The sequence below is a fragment of the Paraburkholderia phymatum genome (genome assembly GCF_040965635.1).
Lineage (GTDB): Bacteria > Pseudomonadota > Gammaproteobacteria > Burkholderiales > Burkholderiaceae > Paraburkholderia > Paraburkholderia phymatum_B.
Genome location: NZ_JBFRCH010000003.1, coordinates 40,171 through 57,199, shown reverse-complemented (window position 1 = coordinate 57,199; position 17,029 = coordinate 40,171). Strand labels below are relative to the sequence as shown.

Here is a 17,029-nt window from a genome sequence, read left to right as displayed (position 1 = left end):
ACAATGAAGCGTTCGCGCAACTGGCGCCAGATCGAGGTGGGGCACCACCGGGGAACGCGAACCGCGAGCACGCTCGCGTTGCCGCGCGCCTGGGCCTCTTGTCACGATCCGTCGATCGTTCTTTCCTGCTCTTTCCACACACGGGAGCCTACGCAATGCCTCAAACCACGCATCTGCTTGCATTCGCCGTCGTCGCACTCGGCATGGCGCTCACGCCGGGGCCCAACATGATCTATCTGGTCTCGCGCTCGATCAGTCAGGGCCGCACAGCCGGTCTCATTTCGCTCGGCGGCGTCGCGCTCGGCTTCGTGGTTTATATGTTCTGCGCGGCATTCGGCATCACGGCGTTGCTGCTCGCGGTGCCGTTCGCGTACGACGCATTGCGTTTCGGCGGTGCGCTGTATCTGCTGTATCTCGCGTGGCAGACCGTCAAGCCGGGCGGCCGCTCGCCGTTCCAGGTGCGCGAACTGCCCGCCGACAGCCCACGCAAGCTCTTCACGATGGGCTTCGTCACGAATCTGCTGAACCCGAAGATCGCGGTGCTGTATCTGTCGCTGCTGCCGCAGTTCATCGATCCGCAGCAGGGCAGCGTGCTCGGACAGTCGCTGATATTCGGCGCTATTCAGATCGTGTTGAGCATTTCAGTGAATTCGACGGTTGCGATTACGGCGGGATCGATTGCCGGGTTTCTCGCGCGCAAGCCGACATGGCTCGTCATTCAGCGTTGGCTGATGGGCACGGTGCTCGCCGGCCTCGCCATGAGAATGGCGACGCAAGCGCGGCGCTAATCGAATGGCGCTGATCAAATGGCGTTAACGGGCCAAATGGCGTTAACGGGCGTTAACGAAATGTGCCGGGCGCGAAGGCCCGGCACAAACAATAGAAACCGAATGCAAAGGCGCACCGCTCGAGCGCGCCTTCGCTCTCAGCGCATCACGACGCTGATGACCTTGTGCAAATGTACCGATCCCGCGGGAATCGAGCGCGGCTGGCGCCGCACGTTATCCTGCGAGAAGGTTTCCTGACGCAGTTCGCCCTGGTCGTCGAACCATTGGCAGACGAGCCGCTCCTCCGCTTCTCCTGCGACCTGGCCGACATAGGTCACCGTCATGCGCGAGCCGCCCGTTTTGAGCGTCACCACGTCACCCACATTGAATTGCACTGTTTGCGTCGTATCAAATGCGTCGTAAGTAGCAGTCAGCATGGATGTCCCCGATATAAGCATTAGGCTGGCTGAAAATTCACTGCCATAAACGCACCGCAGTCCAACGAATTAATAAGTGTGGACGAAGATTAACAATCGAATATTTCGGCAGCAAGTATTTTTTCTTGGAAGCGTTTTCATCCAGCTGGCAATAAGCCGGCTTATATCTCGAACGTTCGTTCATTGTTGTTTAGTGCCTGAATCCACTGCGGCAGAAGGCCTCATGCTGTTGCGCAGCACGCTGCGGCAGGCAGTTTAGACCGATCGTGCCGGGTATACGTAAATACGCCCGACCACCACCTGTCATAACCATGACATTCTCAGCGTTAACGTGAATTTAAAAGATTGGCGTCGCAGAAAATCGACGCCACCAATGAATAATCGCATCACTGCTGAACAAGAAAATCAGTTGCGATGCGCCATGTAATGAAGTGAAATGGTATGACTGTAAGCGCGGAAAACGATATCAGTTGATATATCAACGCGCTTTTGTTCGGCGCCAATACAAATATGCGCGAATATCCGGCGACTCGGGATTTTCCCTAAGCGGGCTTTTAAGCGCCGCTAAAACGGCTTACAGCGGCCTTTAAGCGACCGTCATCGCGCGCCGCTGAGCGACTTGCTGATGCCGCACGAGCGTCACGCTCAGGACGATGCAGACCACCATCAACACCGCGTTGATCGCGAGGCTGCGCTGGAACGCATACGCGTAATCTGTCGCCGACGCCTGCGCGGACAGCGCGCCGAAGAACGCGCCACTGATGGCAGCCGTGCCGAACGCGGAGCCGATCTGAAGCGTCGATGTAACGACACCCGATGCGAGTCCCGCCTTCGCCGGTTCGACTTCGCCGAGCACGATGCGCATGATCGACGGCAGCACGAGCCCCTGGCCGACGCCCGCGAACACGAGTCCGCCATAGAACAGCGTGCCGAGCGCCGCGTGCGTCGCGGCCCAGCCGGTCAACGAAAAACCGGCGGCCATCATCGCGAAGCCGAGCGTCAGCACATGCGCGCCGATGCGCTTCACGACGGCAGGCGAGGTCAGCGGCCCGGCGACGAAGCCGAGCGCGAATGGCATGATCGCGATGCCGGATTGCAGCGGCGTCCAGTGCAAGCCCGTCTGCAGATAGATGCCATATGTGAGAAAGAAGGCGCTGTTGCAATAGAACAGGAACGCGATCACCAGCCCCGTCGAGAACGCGGGATTGCGGAACAGTTGCAGATCGACGAGGGGGCTGCCGCCCTCGCGCTCGACCTGCCGCTCGGTTGCGACGAATGCGGCGAGCGCGGGCACGGCGAGCGCGAACATCGCGAAGGTCCACCACGGCCAGCCGGCCTCGCGGCCATGCGTCATCGGATAGATCAGCAGGATCAGCACCAGCGATAGCAACGCGACGCCCTTCAGATCGACGCTCTCACGCGTTTCGGGCTGATTCTCCGGCACGAACTTCCACGCGCCGGCGAACGCCAAAAGGCCGACGGGAATGTTGATCAGAAAGATCGCGCGCCAGTCGAGGCCGAACGGCTGATAGGTAATCAGCGCGCCGCCGCCGAGTTGCCCGACGATCGACGCAAGCCCGAACACGAAGCCGTAGAAGCCCATCACACGCGTCTGCTGATGAAGCGGCACGACGGCGCGCACGGTGGCCAGCACTTGTGGCGCCATCACGGACGCGGCCATGCCCTGCACGATGCGCGCTATCACGAGCACATGCCCGTTGGGCGCAAAGCCGCACAGCGCCGACGCGACGACGAAGCCCGCCATGCCCGTCATGAACATGCGCCGCCGGCCGAACAGATCGCCGACGCGGCCGCCCGTGATCAACAGCACCGCATACGCCGATGCGTACGCGGAGACGATCAGTTGCAACTGCGCGTCGGTCGCGTTCAGGCCCGTGTGGATCGCGGGCAACGCGAGATTGACGATGAAATAGTCGAGCGGCGCGAGAAACGCGCCGACGAAGAGCACCGTCAGCGCAAGCCCCTGCCGCTCGAAGCGCTGATGCACTCGCGCATCGGCATGCGATGCGGCTTCTCCGGCGTGTTCGCTCACACCGGATCTCTTCATGCAGGTCTCATTCATGACTGTCTGTTCAAAAATTCGGTAAAAAAATTCAGGTCAGCGCGCGCATCGCAATGTCGACGATGGCTTTCAGCTCGTCTTCCTTGCGCTTGCATTTGCCCAGCACGCGCAAGCCTTGCGTCATGCACAGCAGGAAATCGGCGACCGCTTTTTCGTCGAGGTCGCCATTGAATACGCCTGCCGCCTGCCCGCGGATGACGGCCGCCGCGAGCAACGTGACGATGCGCCGCTGGATCGCGCGGATTTTCGCGTGCAGCGCCTCGTCTTCGGGCTGCAATTCGAGCGTGGTGTTCGTGATGAAGCAACCCGTGAGCGTCGATGAGATGCGCGCATGGTGCAGCAGCGCGTTGCGCACGGCCACTTCGGGCGGCACATTCGCGTTCAGCCGCTCGACGAGACCGCAAATGGCCTTTTCCGCGTAATGGTCGAGCGCCGCCATCATGATGCCGTGCTTGTCGCCGAATACGCCGTACAGGCTGCCGCGCAGCACGCCCGTCGCGTTGCACAGATCGTCGACGGACGTAGCGTGAAAGCCGCGGCGCCAGAACACCTTGCTCGCCTCGGCGAGCACCGTGTCGGTGTCGAATTCGCGTGGACGGCCGCGCGCACCGACGGCGCCGGGCTTCGCGTCCCTCGTGACGCCAGACGTGCGCCGGGATGTAGTGTTATCGCTCATGCAGCCCAGTTTATGACTGCGCATTCAAGAATTCAAGGCAAAACCACGCGGCAGGCGTGGCTTCAGACTTGTTAGTCCTGTTAGTCCTGTTAGTCGGCTCGATCGGGCTTGCGCACGGAAGCGAACAGATCGGTAATTTCCTTCATCGTCGCCGCCTCGCTTGTGTATGTGAAGGTGCCGCGCAGGAGCATTTCCTTCGCCGCGCGCAGCATCGCGCCGAGCGCCGCGCGTGCGAGCGCCCCGCCCACACTGATCCGCTTCACGCCCATCTGCGCGAGTTCCTCGACGGAAAACGGCATGCCCGCCATGCCCATCAGCACGTTGACGGGCCGGTCGACGGAGCTGACCACGGCGGCAATGTCCTCGCGCGTCTTGAGGCCGGGCGCGTAGAGCACGTCGGCGCCCGCTTCCTGAAACGCTTGCAGGCGACGTATCGTGCCCGCGAGATCGGGGCGGCCCACGAGATAGTTTTCCGCGCGCGCCGTCAGCATGAACGGAAACGGCAGAGCGCGCGCCGCCTCGACGGCAGCGCGCACGCGTTCCACAGCGAGGTCGTATGCGTAGATGGGATCGCCGGCACGCCCTGTCGCGTCTTCGATCGAGCCACCCACGACGCCCGCCGCTGCCGCCTGGCGGATCGTTTCGGCGGCGTCTTCCGGCGCGTCGCCGAAGCCGTTTTCGAGGTCCGCGCTGACGGGCAGATTCGTCGCCGGCGCGAGATCGGCGAGATGCCGGATCATCTGCTCGCGACCTACCGCGTTATCCGGCACGCCGCGCGAAAACGCGTAACCCGCGCTCGTCGTCGCGAGCGCCTTGAAGCCGAGCGCTTCGAGCAGGCGCGCGGAACCGATGTCCCACGGATTGGGAATGACGAACGGATCGCTCGCCTCATGCAGCGCGCGAAATGCGCGCGCCTTGTCTGCCTGTGATGTCATGGCCGCTCCGTCGAGGGCTGAAGAGAAACCGCAGATGAGCCGCTTCGCGCGTGCAGGACTGGCGCGAACGCGCGAAGCGGGCAAGCAGGTAAAGCGCAGCGGCTTTCACACGAAAGAGCGCTGCGTTGCGCACCGCGAACGCTCAGGTCTCGAGCTTCGCGTCCATCGTGATCGTCGCGTTCAATACCTTCGAGATCGGGCAACCCGCCTTGGCATCCGCGGCGGCCTTGTCGAACGCGGCCTTGTCGCCGCCCGGAATCTTCACGACGACGTCAAGATGCGAAGCCGTCACGGAGAAGCCGCCGCCGTCCTTGTCGAGCGTGACAGTCGCCGTGGTGGCGATGCGCTCGGGTTTGATGTTCGCCTTGCCGAGTTCCGCCGACAACGCCATCGAAAAGCATCCCGCGTGTGCCGCTGCGATCAACTCCTCGGGGTTCGTGCCGATGCCGTTTTCGAAGCGCGTCGAGAACGAATACTGTGTGTCCTTGAGAACGCCGCTATCGGTTGAGATCGAACCCTTGCCGTCCTGCAGACCGCCCTGCCAGACTGCTGATGCCTTGCGCTTCATCAGACTCTCCCATCTCATGCCCGCTTCGTCCAGCCGCGTTTCCAGCCACGATGCCTGCCGCGGCGGTCTCGCCCGAATCCCGCGGCCTCGGCACCCGTCACGCGCGCCGCGCCGAAAGCGTGGGTTTAGGCGTCGACCGAAGCTTCATCATAGGCGGATATCCGTGGCGCTGCCGTGAAGCGCACGGGAGCGCCTTGAAAGCGCTGCGGCGCGGATTATCTCAGTCGAAGCAAGAATATTTATCCAAACGGGCGCTTTTTTCCTCACCTCCGCGGAAATACACTGGGTTCAACGGTTCGGAACACAGCATTCCAGCCGAACTCACCAACAATGTTCTCGGAGGTCGTTATGAAATCGCTTCTTTCCGCAGTCGTCGTCGCATCGGCGCTGATCGTTCCCGCCGTCTCGTTCGCGCAGCAAGCCAATGGCCCCGTGACGCGCGCTCAGGTTCAAGCCGAGCTGGTCGCCGCGCAGCAAAACGGCACGCTCGACCAGAACGACGTGTCGTATCCGAAGGCCCAGCCGCAATTCGGCGCGTCGTCGCAATCGTCGGAAGTCGGCGGCGTGACGGCTGGCTCGTCGCAATCGGGTTCGCGTCCTAGCGTCGAGCAGCGCATCTTCTCGACGTTCCGCGGCAACTAAGCGCGATACAGGCGCAACGTCGTGACGCGGCGGCACGCGATGGTTCATGCGCCGCCAGATGGACGAAGGCCCCGGCTGACCTGAAACGTCAGCCGGGGCCTTTCTACGTTCGATGCTGTTCGCTGCTATCGAGGCGTCGCGCTTATTCGGGGAACGGCAGCGAGTCCTGCCCTTGCGCGCGCATGCCGAACACGTTGAGCGTCATCGCGACCAGCGCGTAATAGCCGAGCAGTCCGACGAGGTTGATCGTCACATCGTGACCAAAACGCTCGACGGCCTTCGCATACGTCGCGTCCGACACGCGCTTCGTGTCGTACAACTCGGTCGTGAACGCATAGATGAGCGCATCGTCGGCATCGGCGAATGACGGCACGCGGCCTTGCCGGATCGCCTCGGCGTCTTCGGCGCGCACGCCTGCGTCGATGGCGATCGGATAGTGGATGAACCACTCGGCCTGCGCCTGCCAGCGCGACGCCGTGACGAGAATCGCCAGCTCCGACAGACGCAACGACAGGCCCGTCTTGTAGCGGCAGAACGCGCCGAGGCGTTGCGCGTGCTGCGCGAGTTCCGGGCTATGAATCCAGCCGAGGAACGGACCGTTCAGATTGCCGCGCGGACCCGACAGGATTTCGTCGAGCACGGCTTTCTGTTCGGGCGACGCCTGGTTGGCGTCGAAAGTTGGCAGACGGTTGGTCATCGCAAGTTCATTGAGAGTGGGTTCGGTTTGAATCAGGCAGCGCCCGTCGCGGCAAGCGCGCCTTCGATCGCATCCGTCAGGCGGCCGACGATCTCCTCGATATCGCGCTGCGTGCAGATGAACGGCGGCGCGAGCAGCACATGATCGCCGATCTTGCCGTCGACAGTGCCGCCCATCGGATACACCATCAGTCCGCGCTGGAACGCCTCGCGTTTGATCGCGGCGTGCAGCTTCAGTTTCGCATCGAATGGCGTTTTCGTCGCGCGGTCCTTCACCATCTCGACGCCGACGAACAGACCCCGGCCGCGAATATCGCCGACATATGGATGCTGCGCATAGTGCTCGCGCAGCAGCGAACGCAACTGCTCGCCGCGCGCTTTCACGTTGTCGAGCAGATGCTCGTCGGCGATCACGCGCTGCACTTCGAGCGCGGCGGCGCAGGCCGTCGCGTGACCGATATACGTGTGGCCGTGCTGGAAGAAACCCGAGCCGCCCGTGATCGCGCTGTAGATCCTGTCGCTCACGAGCGTCGCGCCGATCGGCTGATAGCCCGCGCCGAGCCCCTTCGCAATGGTCAGCAGATCGGGCGCCACGCCATCTTCTTCGCATGCGAACAAATGGCCCGTGCGGCCCATGCCCGACATGATTTCGTCGAGAATCAGCAGCACGCCATAGCGGTCGCACACCGCGCGAATCTTGCGGAAGTACTCGCGCACGGGCGGCACGGCGCCCGCCGTCGCGCCAACCACCGTTTCGGCGACGAATGCCGCGACTGTCTGCGAGCCGAGTTCGAGAATCTTCTGTTCGAGTTCGTCGGCAAGACGCTGCGCGAACTGCTCTTCCGTTTCGTCAGCGCGCTGCTCGCGATACGCGTAGCACGGGCTCACGTGATGCGCGTCGATCAAGAGCGGCAGGAACGGCTCGCGGCGCCACGCGTTGCCGCCGATCGCGAGCGCACCCAGCGTGTTGCCGTGATAGCTCTGACGCCGCGCGATGATATGGCGGCGCTGCGGCTCGCCCGTTTCGACGAAGTACTGGCGCGCGAGCTTGAGCGCGGCCTCGATCGCCTCCGAGCCGCCCGACACGAAATACACGTGCCCGAGCCCTTGCGGCGCTCGGTCGACGAGATAGCTCGCGAGTTCCTCGGCGGGTTGCGTCGTGAAGAACGACGTGTGCGCGTACGGCAGTTCCTGCGCCTGGCGCTTGATCGCGTCGATCACGCGCTGATTGCTGTGACCGAGGCACGAAACGGCTGCGCCGCCCGACGCGTCGATATAACGCTTGCCCGTCGAATCGATGATCTCGATGCCCTCGCCTTTCACGGCGACGGGCAGCGTCTGCTTCGGCATGCGGTGGAATACGGTAGTCATGCGCTTTCCTTGGAGGTAGGGAGAACGGCAGCGCTCAGGCCGCCGTGCGTGCGAGTGCGTGCAATAAAGGTGTCGAAAACGACGGCTCGTTGCGCGCGCACCTGCAGCGCGACACCGTCGTTACGGATGCGGAACAGCGCCGTGGCGAGCGTGTTTTCGTCGTCGGGATCGTTCGGGTCTTCGCGGTAGATCGGCAGGCCGACGGGTGCCTTGTCGTGCAGCATCTGCACGAGCGCGTCGCCGTCGATGGCCACGCTCCGCTCCCGCTCTTCGAGCAGCGCCGCGACGCGCGCCTGACGGTCGCGCGACGAATCGGTGACGATCTGCGCCTCCCGATCGCAGCCAGGATGGATCATGTGATTCGCGTGAGCCGACGCGCGCACGACGGGCACGACCGAGCAGCGCATCGCCGTTGCCTCGACGCTCATTACGCGCGCGTCGCCCGCCGCGCCAAGCGTGTGATGAAAGCCGCTGGCGCGCGGCGTGTCTTGCAGCAGATGCACGGCCGCGTCGAGCGTCGATGCGTCGAGCACTGCGCGCGACAGAATCATGCGAGGCACGCCCGTCAACGGCTGACGGATGCGCAGATTGTTGATCGCCTGCACGAGCCCCGCGCGATTCGCGGCAAACGTGTGCCCGGGCAGCGAACCGGGATAATAAAAGCTGATGAAGCCCGGCTTGTCCGTCGGCTGGACCTCGACGATCAGGCCTTTGCCGTGCAGGAACGGATCGCCGTCTTCGTTGTGTGCGACCAGCGTTTCATCGCCGCCAATCGCTGCAAACGTCGTGCACCCGTCGAGCGTGTTGTGAACCAGCTCGCCACGGCAATTCCACAGGAAAATGTCTTCCGCCGACCAGCCGAGCCCAGCCGCGATGCCGTCGAGTTCCGCTACCTGGTCGGGAAAGTGCGCGAGCGCCGTATCGCGCAGATGCCGCACGAACGCATGGCCGCGCCACGCGCGCACGCCGCGCCAGGCCGCGCTCTGCTGCATGTATGCATCGAACACCGGCCGGACCAGCTCGCCGAGCTGACGGCCGATTTCAGCCGGCTCGCCGGATATCCGATGCAATTCCCATCCCTGCTTCGACACATGACACCTCGAAGAACGATCAACACGCGATGCGCATTTATACGCCACGACAACATATGTTGTCAATCAGCGTGTAAGCCCCCGTGCGCAACCGCACGCACGCGGTTTCGCGCCCCGGAACGCGCCGTGTCGCGTCGATCAGGGTATATCAGGGAACGTAGGCGCCCTTCGCGTGCAGCGACTGTTCGGCGAGTTCGAGCTGCTGGACGGCGTCCGTGCCTTCGAGCGCGAGCAGATGCGCGACCAGCGATTCCGCGATCGCCGTCGCAGCTACGAGGGATGGAAAAAACGACGGGCTTTCGTGTGAAAAAATCAGCACCTTGTCGGCGTTCAGGGCAATGGGTGAGACGGCGCTGTCGGTGATCGCGATCAGCTTGCCGCCTTTTTCGAGCGCAGCCTCGGCGACGCGCGCGGCTTCGACGGAATACGGCGCGAAGCTCACGACGACAGTTGCGCTATCGCGCTCGATGCCGCGCAACTGCATTTCGAGCGTGCCCGCTTCGCCCGTCAGCAGCGACACCGACGAGCGAAAGAGGCGGTATCCGTAGACAAGGCCGAATGCGACGGGATAACACGAACGGAAGCCGGCGACATGCACGTGCGATGCGCGCCGCAACAGCTTCGCGGCTTCGACGGTGACGCGCGCATTGTGCGCCGCCGTCACTTCGAGATTGTGCTGATGCGCGACGAGCAGATCGTGCGCGAGCGCGTCTTTCGCGTGGCCCTTGACGAGCGAGCGGGCGCGCGTGGTCAGCGGCTCGGGACGCGTGCGCACCCGCGCGACGAACAGGTCGCGCAACTCGTTCCAGCCCGGAAAGCCCAGTTGCTGCGACAGACGCACGAGCGACGCGGGTTGCACCTGCGCGCGCTCGGCGACCTTGCGCATCGAAGAAACGGCAACCTCATCGGGATGATCGAGCAGAAACGCCGCCCCCATCTGGAACTGCGGACTGAGTTCCTGAAAGCGTCCGCGAATCAGGGCGGCGAGCTGATCGAAGGTGTCGGGCATACGGTGTACCGGGCGATGGGATGACAACAAATGTTACCACCCGGTATAAGGGCGATCCGAACATTCGAGTACTTCTAGTGATGAACCATGCCGCCGCTCAGGAACAACATGACGCAGGCGTCGGGATGCAAAGGAACGAAGGAATGAGCCAGTCGGAGCGGAAACTACAGGCACAAGCGGCGCCGCCGCACCGACAGAGCACAGGACGCACACGTCAGACCTTCAAGGCAAGGAAGCCAGTCTCCCGGCCAGGATTGCTTCCCGGTAGCAAAAGAAGGGAAGCGCATCCGGGTGGCGCTTCCCTTGACCGGCTTCGGACCGGCCGTCTCTCGCTCTTGCGTCAGACCGCGCCCGGATTGATGTACGAAGTCTTGACGGTCGTATAGAACTCGCGCGCATAGCTGCCCTGCTCGCGAGGACCGTAGCTCGATCCTTTGCGTCCGCCAAACGGCACGTGATAGTCGACGCCGGCTGTCGCCGTATTCACCATGACCATGCCAGCCTGGACGTGTCGACGGAAGTGGCTTGCAAGACTCAGCGAAGTCGTGCAGATGCCCGCCGACAAGCCGAACTCCGTGTCGTTCGCCGCCGCGAGTGCCTCGTGATAGTCCTTGACCTTGATGACAGAAGCAACCGGGCCGAACACTTCTTCGCGGTTGATGCGCATCGCGGCCGTCGTATTCGTCACCAGTGCGGGAGCGAGAAAATAGCCGCGCGTGGACCCTTCGACACGCTCGCCGCCGAACACCTCTCCACCCTCTTCGCGTGCTACCGCGATATAGCGCTCATCCTGCTGGAGCTGCTTGTCGTCGACGACGGGCCCGATATGCGTCCCGTCAGCCAGCGCGTCGCTGACTTTCAACGTCTTCATGCGCGCCTTCATTGCGTCGACGAAGCGGTCGTGAATGCCTTCCGTGACGATGAGCCGGCTCGATGCCGTGCACCGTTGCCCCGTCGAAAAGAAGGCGCCGTTGATGCAAGCCTCGACGGCAACGTTGAGGTCGGCGTCATCGACTACGACCATCGGATTCTTGCCGCCCATCTCCAACTGAAACTTCTTGCCCGTTGCAAAGCACTTCGCGCCGATCGCGCGGCCCGTCGCGACAGAGCCGGTGAAGCTGACGGCCTCGACGTCCGGCGAGTTGACGATCGCTTCGCCGACCACCGAGCCGCGGCCCATCACGAGATTGATGACGCCTGCGGGCGCGCCCGCTTCGGCGATGATCTTCACCAGTTCCCACGTGCTCGCCGGCACGAGGTCTGCCGGTTTGATGACGACCGTGTTGCCGTACGCGAGCGCGGGCGCGATCTTCCAGGCGGGAATGGCAATCGGGAAATTCCAGGGCGTAATGAGGCCGATCACGCCGAGCGGCTCACGCGTCATTTCGACGGTCATTCCCGGCCGCACGGAAGGCACCGTCTCGCCGCCGACACGAAGCGCTTCGCCTGCGAAGAACTTGAAGATCTGCCCTGCCCGGCCGACTTCGCCGATTGCTTCGGGCAGCGTCTTGCCTTCTTCACGTGCAAGCAGCCGGCCCAGCTCCGCCTTGCGAGCAAGGATGACGCTGCCGGCCTGGTCGAGCAGATCGAAGCGTTGCTGAGGCGTCGACAGCGACCAACGCGCAAAGGCCCTGCGTGCGGCAGCGATCGCGTCGCGCGTCTGCGCGTCGTCGGCCTGCGCGAATTCGCCGATGACGTCGTCGAGATTGGAGGGATTGATGTTGGCAGACGTGGTGGCGCCGCGCACCCACTTGCCGTCGATGTAGTTGTCGAACTGGTTCATATTGTCTTTCCTGATTCAGCGTTATCGATGGTCGGCACGCGCGATCGCCTGGAGCAATCCGCGCGAGGCCAGGTTGCGGTACAGCGCGCGTACGCCGAAGGTCCACGGCGCGATCTCCGTGCTCAACTGCACGGTATTGATCAGCGCGCCGAGTTGCGGCGTCGAGATCGTGACCTTGTCGCCGAGATGATGTGTAAAGCCGCCGCCGGGCGTGTCACGGTCCTTGATCGGCGAGAACATCGTGCCGAGAAACAGCATGAAGCCATCGGGATACTGATGATGGCGTCCGCATGTCTGCGCGACGAGATCGGCGGGATCGCGGCTGATCTCGCTCATATGGCTGACGCCATCGAGAAGAAAGCCGTCATCCATGCCTTCGACACGCAGCGACACACTGGCCTTGCGCACCGAGTCGAGATCGAACGATTCGTCGAACAGACGCACGAACGGACCGATCGCACACGACGCGTTGTTATCCTTGCACTTGCCGAGCAACAAGGCCGAACGGCCTTCGATGTCGCGCAGATTCACGTCGTTGCCGAGCGTCGCGCCGACGATCTCGCCACGGCTGTTGACTGCGAGGACGATCTCGGGCTCGGGGTTGTTCCAGTTCGATGCGGGCAGCAATCCGATGTCCGCGCCGAAGCCGACAGCCGACATCGGCTGCGACTTCGAAAACACTTCAGCATCGGGACCGATGCCCACTTCCATGTACTGGGACCACGCACCGCGCCGTTCGAGTTCCGTCTTGAGCTTCATCGCCGCTTCGGAGCCCGGCTTGATGTTCGACAGGTCCGTGCCGATCGTCGCAGCAATGGTTTCGCGGACTTCTTGCGCTTTGGCCGGATCGCCGCCCGCCTGCTCCTCGATGACGCGCTCGATGAGGCTCACCGCAAACGTCACCCCGCACGCCTTGATCGCCTGAACGTCATTGGGCGCGAGCAACCGCAGTGCGGGCTCTTCATCGCCGGGCAGAAGACTGGTCTCGATCAGCTCGTGGACGGAGCCTGGCGACTCGCCTTTCACCGTTCTCGCGAATTGAACGATGTCCTCGCGATCGAACAGGTCTGCGGTAGTCGGAACGCTCGCCGTGATATCGAGTACTTCGCCGTTGCGAACGAGCACGACGGAAGGTCCTTCTTGCGCACCCGCTTTACGCCATACGCGGCCGACGAGCAGTGCCTGCTGAATGTCGTCGGGAAGATACGCTGATGGGGATGATGAGGTCATGGTGCGAAACGTCTCCAGTTCGGTTTTATGGGCCGCTGATTCGAAAAGGGCTGGCATGAACGTGAACGCATCGGGCCGGCCCCGATCGCGTTCAATGCGAGTGTCGCGGGTTGCCGCGCTCGGCGATGACCTTCAGATAGAGCGTCGCGGGCTCGAGACAACCGCCCGTGGACAGTTGCCCCACAGTCTGCCGGTACAACGCCTGCCATGGAGTCTGCGCCTGCGGAATCTCGAAGCTCGCGCTCTCGCGGCGCCGCGCAAGCTCTTCTTCGTCGACCAGCACGTTTACGCTGCGCGCATTCAGATCGACGCGAATGCGGTCGCCCGTTTGCAGAAGCGCAAGCCCGCCGCCCACGGCCGCCTCAGGCGACATGTTGAGAATCGACGGGCTCGCAGACGTCCCGCTCTGCCGGCCGTCGCCCATCGTCGGCAGCGACGTGATGCCCTTGCGCAGCAGTTCGGCGGGCGGCGCCATGTTGACGACCTCCGCACTGCCCGGATAGCCGACCGTGCCCGCACCGCGAATCACGAGGATGCAATGCTGGTCGATCTTCAGCGACGGGTCGTCGATGCGCGCGTGATAGTCTTCGGGACCATCGAACACAATCGCGCGTGCCTCGAACATGTTCTCCGCGCCAGGCTCGTTCAAATAGGTTTGCCTGAACGCATCGCCGACCACCGACATCTTCATGATCGCGCTATCGAAGAAGTTGCCCGACAGCACCATGAATCCCGCTCCATGCTTGAGCGGCTCGTCCGTGGTCTTGATGACGTCGCGGTCCGGCTCGGGCGTGCTGTCGGCGATCACGCCGATGGTGCGGCCCGACACCGTCAGGCAATCGCGACGCACGAGCCCCGCGCGGTCGAGTTCGCGCAGCACGGCAGGCACGCCGCCCGCTCGATGGAAGCTCTCGCCCAGATATTCGCCGGCGGGCATGCAGTTGACGATGAGCGGCACCTGCTCGCCGACGCGCTGCCAGTCGACGAGGCTCAGTTCGACGCCCATGTGGCGCGCGATTGCAATCAGGTGCGGCGGACAGTTGGTGGACGCACCCAGCGCCGACGCGACGACGATCGCGTTCTCGAACGCTTCTTTCGTCATGACTTGCGACGGCCGCACGTCTTCGCGCACGAGATCGACGATGCGCTTGCCCGTCGCATACGCCATCTGACCTCGCTCACGATAGGCGGCAGGAATGCTCGCGCAGCCGGGCAGCGACATGCCGAGTGCTTCCGCGAGACTGTTCATCGACAACGCCGTGCCCATCGTATTGCAGTGGCCGATGGAAGGCGACGATGCCGTCGTGAGCTCCATGAAGCCTTCGTAATCGATCTCACCCGCGGCAAGCAGATTGCGCGCATGCCAGATCACCGTGCCCGAGCCGACGCGCTTGCCCTGATGCCAGCCGTCGAGCATCGGGCCGCCCGACAATACGATCGCGGGCATGTCGACGGTCGCGGCAGCCATCAGACATGCCGGCGTTGTCTTGTCGCAACCCGTCGTCAGCACGACGCCGTCGAGCGGGAACCCATGCAGGATTTCGACGAGACCCAGATACGCAAGATTGCGATCGAGCGCGGCCGTGGGCCGGCGGCTCTGTTCGGCGAGCGGATGCACGGGGAATTCCATCGGAATGCCGCCCGCGTCGCGAATGCCCGCCTTGGTCCGCGCGGCGAGTTCGATGTGGTGCCGGTTGCAGGGCGCGAGGTCGCTGCCCGTCTGCGCAATTCCGATGATGGGACGGCCCGACTGCAATTCCTCGCGCGTGAGGCCATAGTTCATGAAACGCTCGACATAAAGCGCGGTCATGTCGGCATGCGCGGGGTCATCGAACCATTCCTGGCTGCGCAGGCGCCGTGTGTTGGGCTGGGTCATTGCGTTGTGTACTCCGTTGTTCGATGTGCTGGCGATGTGCGCGTCACTATCGCCTGTGATACGGACAGCGTCGGCGCCCGTCGGCTGCCTGTGGCTGTCTCCTTGTCTCGTCAGATTCAGCAAGCTGTTATCGCTGCCTCTGTTATCGGTAACATATTTTCGATGTTATCACGCTGCGCCGGGTCTGCACACCTTGCCCAGCTTGCGCGTTTTCATGAGAAATGGACGTCCGATGCCGCTTGCAACGGCCATCACAGTCGCAACCCGCGCCGACGTCACCACCATCCAGGTAGATTTCCCTGGCTTGCCCTGCGATGCCTCCTCATGCTAACTTCGTTACCGATAACATATTCGCGCATCGGCAATAATGCATCGCGATGTTACCGGTAACTATTCGAGGCGCTATTGGATGCGCCGGCAAACCACGACGAAGTACGGTGAACGGTCTTTCCCTTCGAACGTGACCGCGCACGACATATGCAAAAGGAGACAACCTATGCCCACCATCATTCAGGCCGCGGCTTCACCCGTCGCTGTCGATGAGACTGAAGAACTGCTTTACCGCAAGGTGCTGAAGCGCATCTTGCCGCTGCTGCTTCTGTGTTATGTCGTCGCCTACCTGGACCGGGTCAATGTCGGCTTTGCGAAGTTGCAGATGCTCGACTCGCTCGGCCTGAGCGATGGCGTCTATGCCGTCGGCGCAAGCATCTTCTTCTGGGGATACTTCTTCTTCGAGATGCCGAGCAACCTGCTTCTTCATCGCTACGGAGCACGTTTCTGGATCGCCCGCATCATGGTGACGTGGGGTATCGTCTCGTCGTCCCTCGCCTTCATCTCGCCGCTGGCAGGCTTCTTCCACGTCGAAACCTCGACGATGTTCTACATCCTCCGCTTCCTGCTGGGCGTCTGCGAGGCGGGCTTCTTCCCGGGCATCATTCTCTACATGAACTACTGGTTCCCGGCCCGTCGACAAAGCATCGCGATGTCGGGGTTCCTGATTGCCATTCCCGTGAGCCTGACGCTGGGCGGCATCGTTTCCGGATGGCTGATGGAAAACACACATGGCCTGCTCGGCCTGGGCGGCTGGCAATGGATGCTTTTGCTGGAAGGCATTCCTTCGATCCTCGTCGCATTCGTGGTGCTGTTCCGGATGGGCGATGGCATTCAATCGGCGAAATGGCTGACGTCTTCCGAAAAGGCCCTGCTGCAAAGAAATATCGAACAGGAAAGCGCAAAGAAGACGCATAGCGTTGCGGCGGCACTCAAGAGCCCGCGCGTGTGGCTGCTGACCTTCATCCTGTTGACGTTCAACACCGGCTTTTATGGCCTCGCATTCTGGCTGCCGTCGATCATCAAGGCGTCTGGCGTGAAAAGCACCTTTACCATCGGCTTGCTGACGGCCATTCCGTACCTCAGCGCGGTGGTCGCGATGATCTGGAATGCGGCGCACTCGCGCAAGACAGGCGAGCGGCGCATGCACGCGGCAATTCCCGCATGCATCGGCGGCATCGGCCTGATTCTCAGCGCGTTCTTTGCGAACAATGTGCCACTGTCGATTCTGTTCCTGACGATCGCTACCTGCGCCATCCTCGGCCTGATGCCGATTTACTGGACCTTCCCCGGGCAGATTCTCTCGGGCACGGCGGCAGCGGCCGGCATCGCGCTGATCAACTCTGTCGGCAATCTGTCGGGCTTCACCGGCTCGATGATTACCAGCGTGGCGAAAGACTTGACGGGCAACATCAACAACGGCACGTATGCGCTTGGCGCCTGCCTTCTCGTCAGTTGCGTGCTGATTCTGTCGATTCCGAAGAGCATGCTGAACAGGGAACCCGCGGAGCGCGGTTAAGTACTTCATCGCTGCT

General features: G+C 62.8%; 15 protein-coding genes and 1 riboswitch. Of the genes, 3 read left to right on the top strand and 12 right to left on the bottom strand.

Going from position 1 to position 17,029, the window contains the following annotated elements; genetic code table 11:
• The first annotated feature begins 6 nt into the window (after window positions 1-6).
• A riboswitch (ZMP/ZTP riboswitch) is annotated at window positions 7-102 on the top strand.
• 53 nt (window positions 103-155) lie between these two features.
• Window positions 156-788, top strand: coding sequence for a LysE family translocator (locus AB4Y32_RS06870; RefSeq protein ID WP_368720611.1), 633 nt, complete (start codon window positions 156-158; stop codon window positions 786-788).
• A 137-nt stretch (window positions 789-925) separates the two neighbouring features.
• On the opposite strand, the gene AB4Y32_RS06865 is transcribed toward AB4Y32_RS06870, so the two are convergent.
• The 5 genes from AB4Y32_RS06865 to AB4Y32_RS06845 form a co-directional block, all read right to left on the bottom strand.
• The gene (locus tag AB4Y32_RS06865) at window positions 926-1,204 is read right to left on the bottom strand and encodes a YodC family protein (protein ID WP_368720610.1); all 279 of its coding nucleotides are present in this window, start codon (window positions 1,202-1,204) and stop codon (window positions 926-928) included.
• Window positions 1,205-1,790: 586 nt separating this feature from the next.
• Window positions 1,791-3,272 (bottom strand): MFS transporter, encoded by a 1,482-nt coding sequence (locus AB4Y32_RS06860; protein ID WP_368720609.1) that lies wholly within the window; start codon window positions 3,270-3,272, stop codon window positions 1,791-1,793.
• 46 nt (window positions 3,273-3,318) lie between these two features.
• A complete protein-coding gene (locus AB4Y32_RS06855) occupies window positions 3,319-3,963 on the bottom strand; it encodes a TetR/AcrR family transcriptional regulator (RefSeq protein WP_368720608.1) in 645 nt (214 codons plus the stop codon).
• A gap of 89 nt (window positions 3,964-4,052) precedes the next feature.
• Entirely contained in the window at window positions 4,053-4,898 is an 846-nt protein-coding gene (locus AB4Y32_RS06850) for an isocitrate lyase/phosphoenolpyruvate mutase family protein (protein ID WP_368720607.1), read from the bottom strand.
• A gap of 142 nt (window positions 4,899-5,040) precedes the next feature.
• Window positions 5,041-5,466, bottom strand: a complete 426-nt coding sequence (locus AB4Y32_RS06845; protein ID WP_368720606.1) for an OsmC family protein — start codon at window positions 5,464-5,466, stop codon at window positions 5,041-5,043.
• A gap of 348 nt (window positions 5,467-5,814) precedes the next feature.
• On the opposite strand from AB4Y32_RS06845, the gene AB4Y32_RS06840 reads away from it, so the two are divergent.
• Window positions 5,815-6,108 carry a DUF4148 domain-containing protein gene (locus AB4Y32_RS06840; protein ID WP_368720605.1) on the top strand — a complete coding sequence of 98 codons (294 nt, stop codon included), beginning with the start codon at window positions 5,815-5,817 and terminating at the stop codon, window positions 6,106-6,108.
• A gap of 142 nt (window positions 6,109-6,250) precedes the next feature.
• Here the strand turns inward: AB4Y32_RS06840 and AB4Y32_RS06835 are convergent, their stop codons facing one another.
• From AB4Y32_RS06835 to AB4Y32_RS06805, 7 genes are all read right to left on the bottom strand, one after another.
• Entirely contained in the window at window positions 6,251-6,805 is a 555-nt protein-coding gene (locus AB4Y32_RS06835) for a carboxymuconolactone decarboxylase family protein (protein ID WP_368720604.1), read from the bottom strand.
• A gap of 32 nt (window positions 6,806-6,837) precedes the next feature.
• Window positions 6,838-8,175, bottom strand: coding sequence for an aspartate aminotransferase family protein (locus AB4Y32_RS06830; RefSeq protein ID WP_368720603.1), 1,338 nt, complete (start codon window positions 8,173-8,175; stop codon window positions 6,838-6,840).
• Window positions 8,172-9,266 carry a C45 family autoproteolytic acyltransferase/hydolase gene (locus AB4Y32_RS06825; RefSeq protein ID WP_368720602.1) on the bottom strand — a complete coding sequence of 365 codons (1,095 nt, stop codon included), beginning with the start codon at window positions 9,264-9,266 and terminating at the stop codon, window positions 8,172-8,174. The genes AB4Y32_RS06830 and AB4Y32_RS06825 overlap by 4 nt, the downstream gene beginning before the upstream one ends.
• A 148-nt stretch (window positions 9,267-9,414) precedes the next feature.
• Complete coding sequence (locus tag AB4Y32_RS06820) at window positions 9,415-10,275, bottom strand: MurR/RpiR family transcriptional regulator (RefSeq protein WP_368720601.1); 861 nt, start codon at window positions 10,273-10,275, stop codon at window positions 9,415-9,417.
• Between the two features lie 340 nt (window positions 10,276-10,615).
• On the bottom strand, window positions 10,616-12,058 hold the full coding sequence (locus AB4Y32_RS06815) for an aldehyde dehydrogenase family protein (RefSeq protein ID WP_368720600.1): 1,443 nt from the start codon (window positions 12,056-12,058) through the stop codon (window positions 10,616-10,618).
• 21 nt (window positions 12,059-12,079) lie between these two features.
• Window positions 12,080-13,288, bottom strand: coding sequence for a fumarylacetoacetate hydrolase family protein (locus AB4Y32_RS06810; protein WP_368720599.1), 1,209 nt, complete (start codon window positions 13,286-13,288; stop codon window positions 12,080-12,082).
• A gap of 91 nt (window positions 13,289-13,379) precedes the next feature.
• Window positions 13,380-15,164: an IlvD/Edd family dehydratase gene (locus AB4Y32_RS06805; RefSeq protein ID WP_368720598.1), complete on the bottom strand. Its 1,785-nt coding sequence runs from the start codon at window positions 15,162-15,164 to the stop codon at window positions 13,380-13,382.
• A 496-nt stretch (window positions 15,165-15,660) separates the two neighbouring features.
• Here AB4Y32_RS06805 and AB4Y32_RS06800 point away from each other — a divergent pair, with 496 nt between their 5' ends.
• Window positions 15,661-17,013 (top strand): MFS transporter, encoded by a 1,353-nt coding sequence (locus AB4Y32_RS06800; RefSeq protein WP_368720597.1) that lies wholly within the window; start codon window positions 15,661-15,663, stop codon window positions 17,011-17,013.
• Window positions 17,014-17,029: the final 16 nt, after the last annotated feature.

Bases quoted from the DNA above. Each gene is read 5' to 3' on its own strand.
- AB4Y32_RS06870 (WP_368720611.1), top strand. From the start codon at position 156: ATGCCTCAAACCACGCATCTGCTTGCATTCGCCGTCGTCGCACTCGGC.
- AB4Y32_RS06865 (WP_368720610.1), bottom strand. From the start codon at position 1,204: ATGCTGACTGCTACTTACGACGCATTTGATACGACGCAAACAGTGCAA.
- AB4Y32_RS06860 (WP_368720609.1), bottom strand. From the start codon at position 3,272: ATGAAGAGATCCGGTGTGAGCGAACACGCCGGAGAAGCCGCATCGCAT.
- AB4Y32_RS06855 (WP_368720608.1), bottom strand. From the start codon at position 3,963: ATGAGCGATAACACTACATCCCGGCGCACGTCTGGCGTCACGAGGGAC.
- AB4Y32_RS06850 (WP_368720607.1), bottom strand. From the start codon at position 4,898: ATGACATCACAGGCAGACAAGGCGCGCGCATTTCGCGCGCTGCATGAG.
- AB4Y32_RS06845 (WP_368720606.1), bottom strand. From the start codon at position 5,466: ATGAAGCGCAAGGCATCAGCAGTCTGGCAGGGCGGTCTGCAGGACGGC.
- AB4Y32_RS06840 (WP_368720605.1), top strand. From the start codon at position 5,815: ATGAAATCGCTTCTTTCCGCAGTCGTCGTCGCATCGGCGCTGATCGTT.
- AB4Y32_RS06835 (WP_368720604.1), bottom strand. From the start codon at position 6,805: ATGACCAACCGTCTGCCAACTTTCGACGCCAACCAGGCGTCGCCCGAA.
- AB4Y32_RS06830 (WP_368720603.1), bottom strand. From the start codon at position 8,175: ATGACTACCGTATTCCACCGCATGCCGAAGCAGACGCTGCCCGTCGCC.
- AB4Y32_RS06820 (WP_368720601.1), bottom strand. From the start codon at position 10,275: ATGCCCGACACCTTCGATCAGCTCGCCGCCCTGATTCGCGGACGCTTT.
- AB4Y32_RS06815 (WP_368720600.1), bottom strand. From the start codon at position 12,058: ATGAACCAGTTCGACAACTACATCGACGGCAAGTGGGTGCGCGGCGCC.
- AB4Y32_RS06810 (WP_368720599.1), bottom strand. From the start codon at position 13,288: ATGACCTCATCATCCCCATCAGCGTATCTTCCCGACGACATTCAGCAG.
- AB4Y32_RS06805 (WP_368720598.1), bottom strand. From the start codon at position 15,164: ATGACCCAGCCCAACACACGGCGCCTGCGCAGCCAGGAATGGTTCGAT.
- AB4Y32_RS06800 (WP_368720597.1), top strand. From the start codon at position 15,661: ATGCCCACCATCATTCAGGCCGCGGCTTCACCCGTCGCTGTCGATGAG.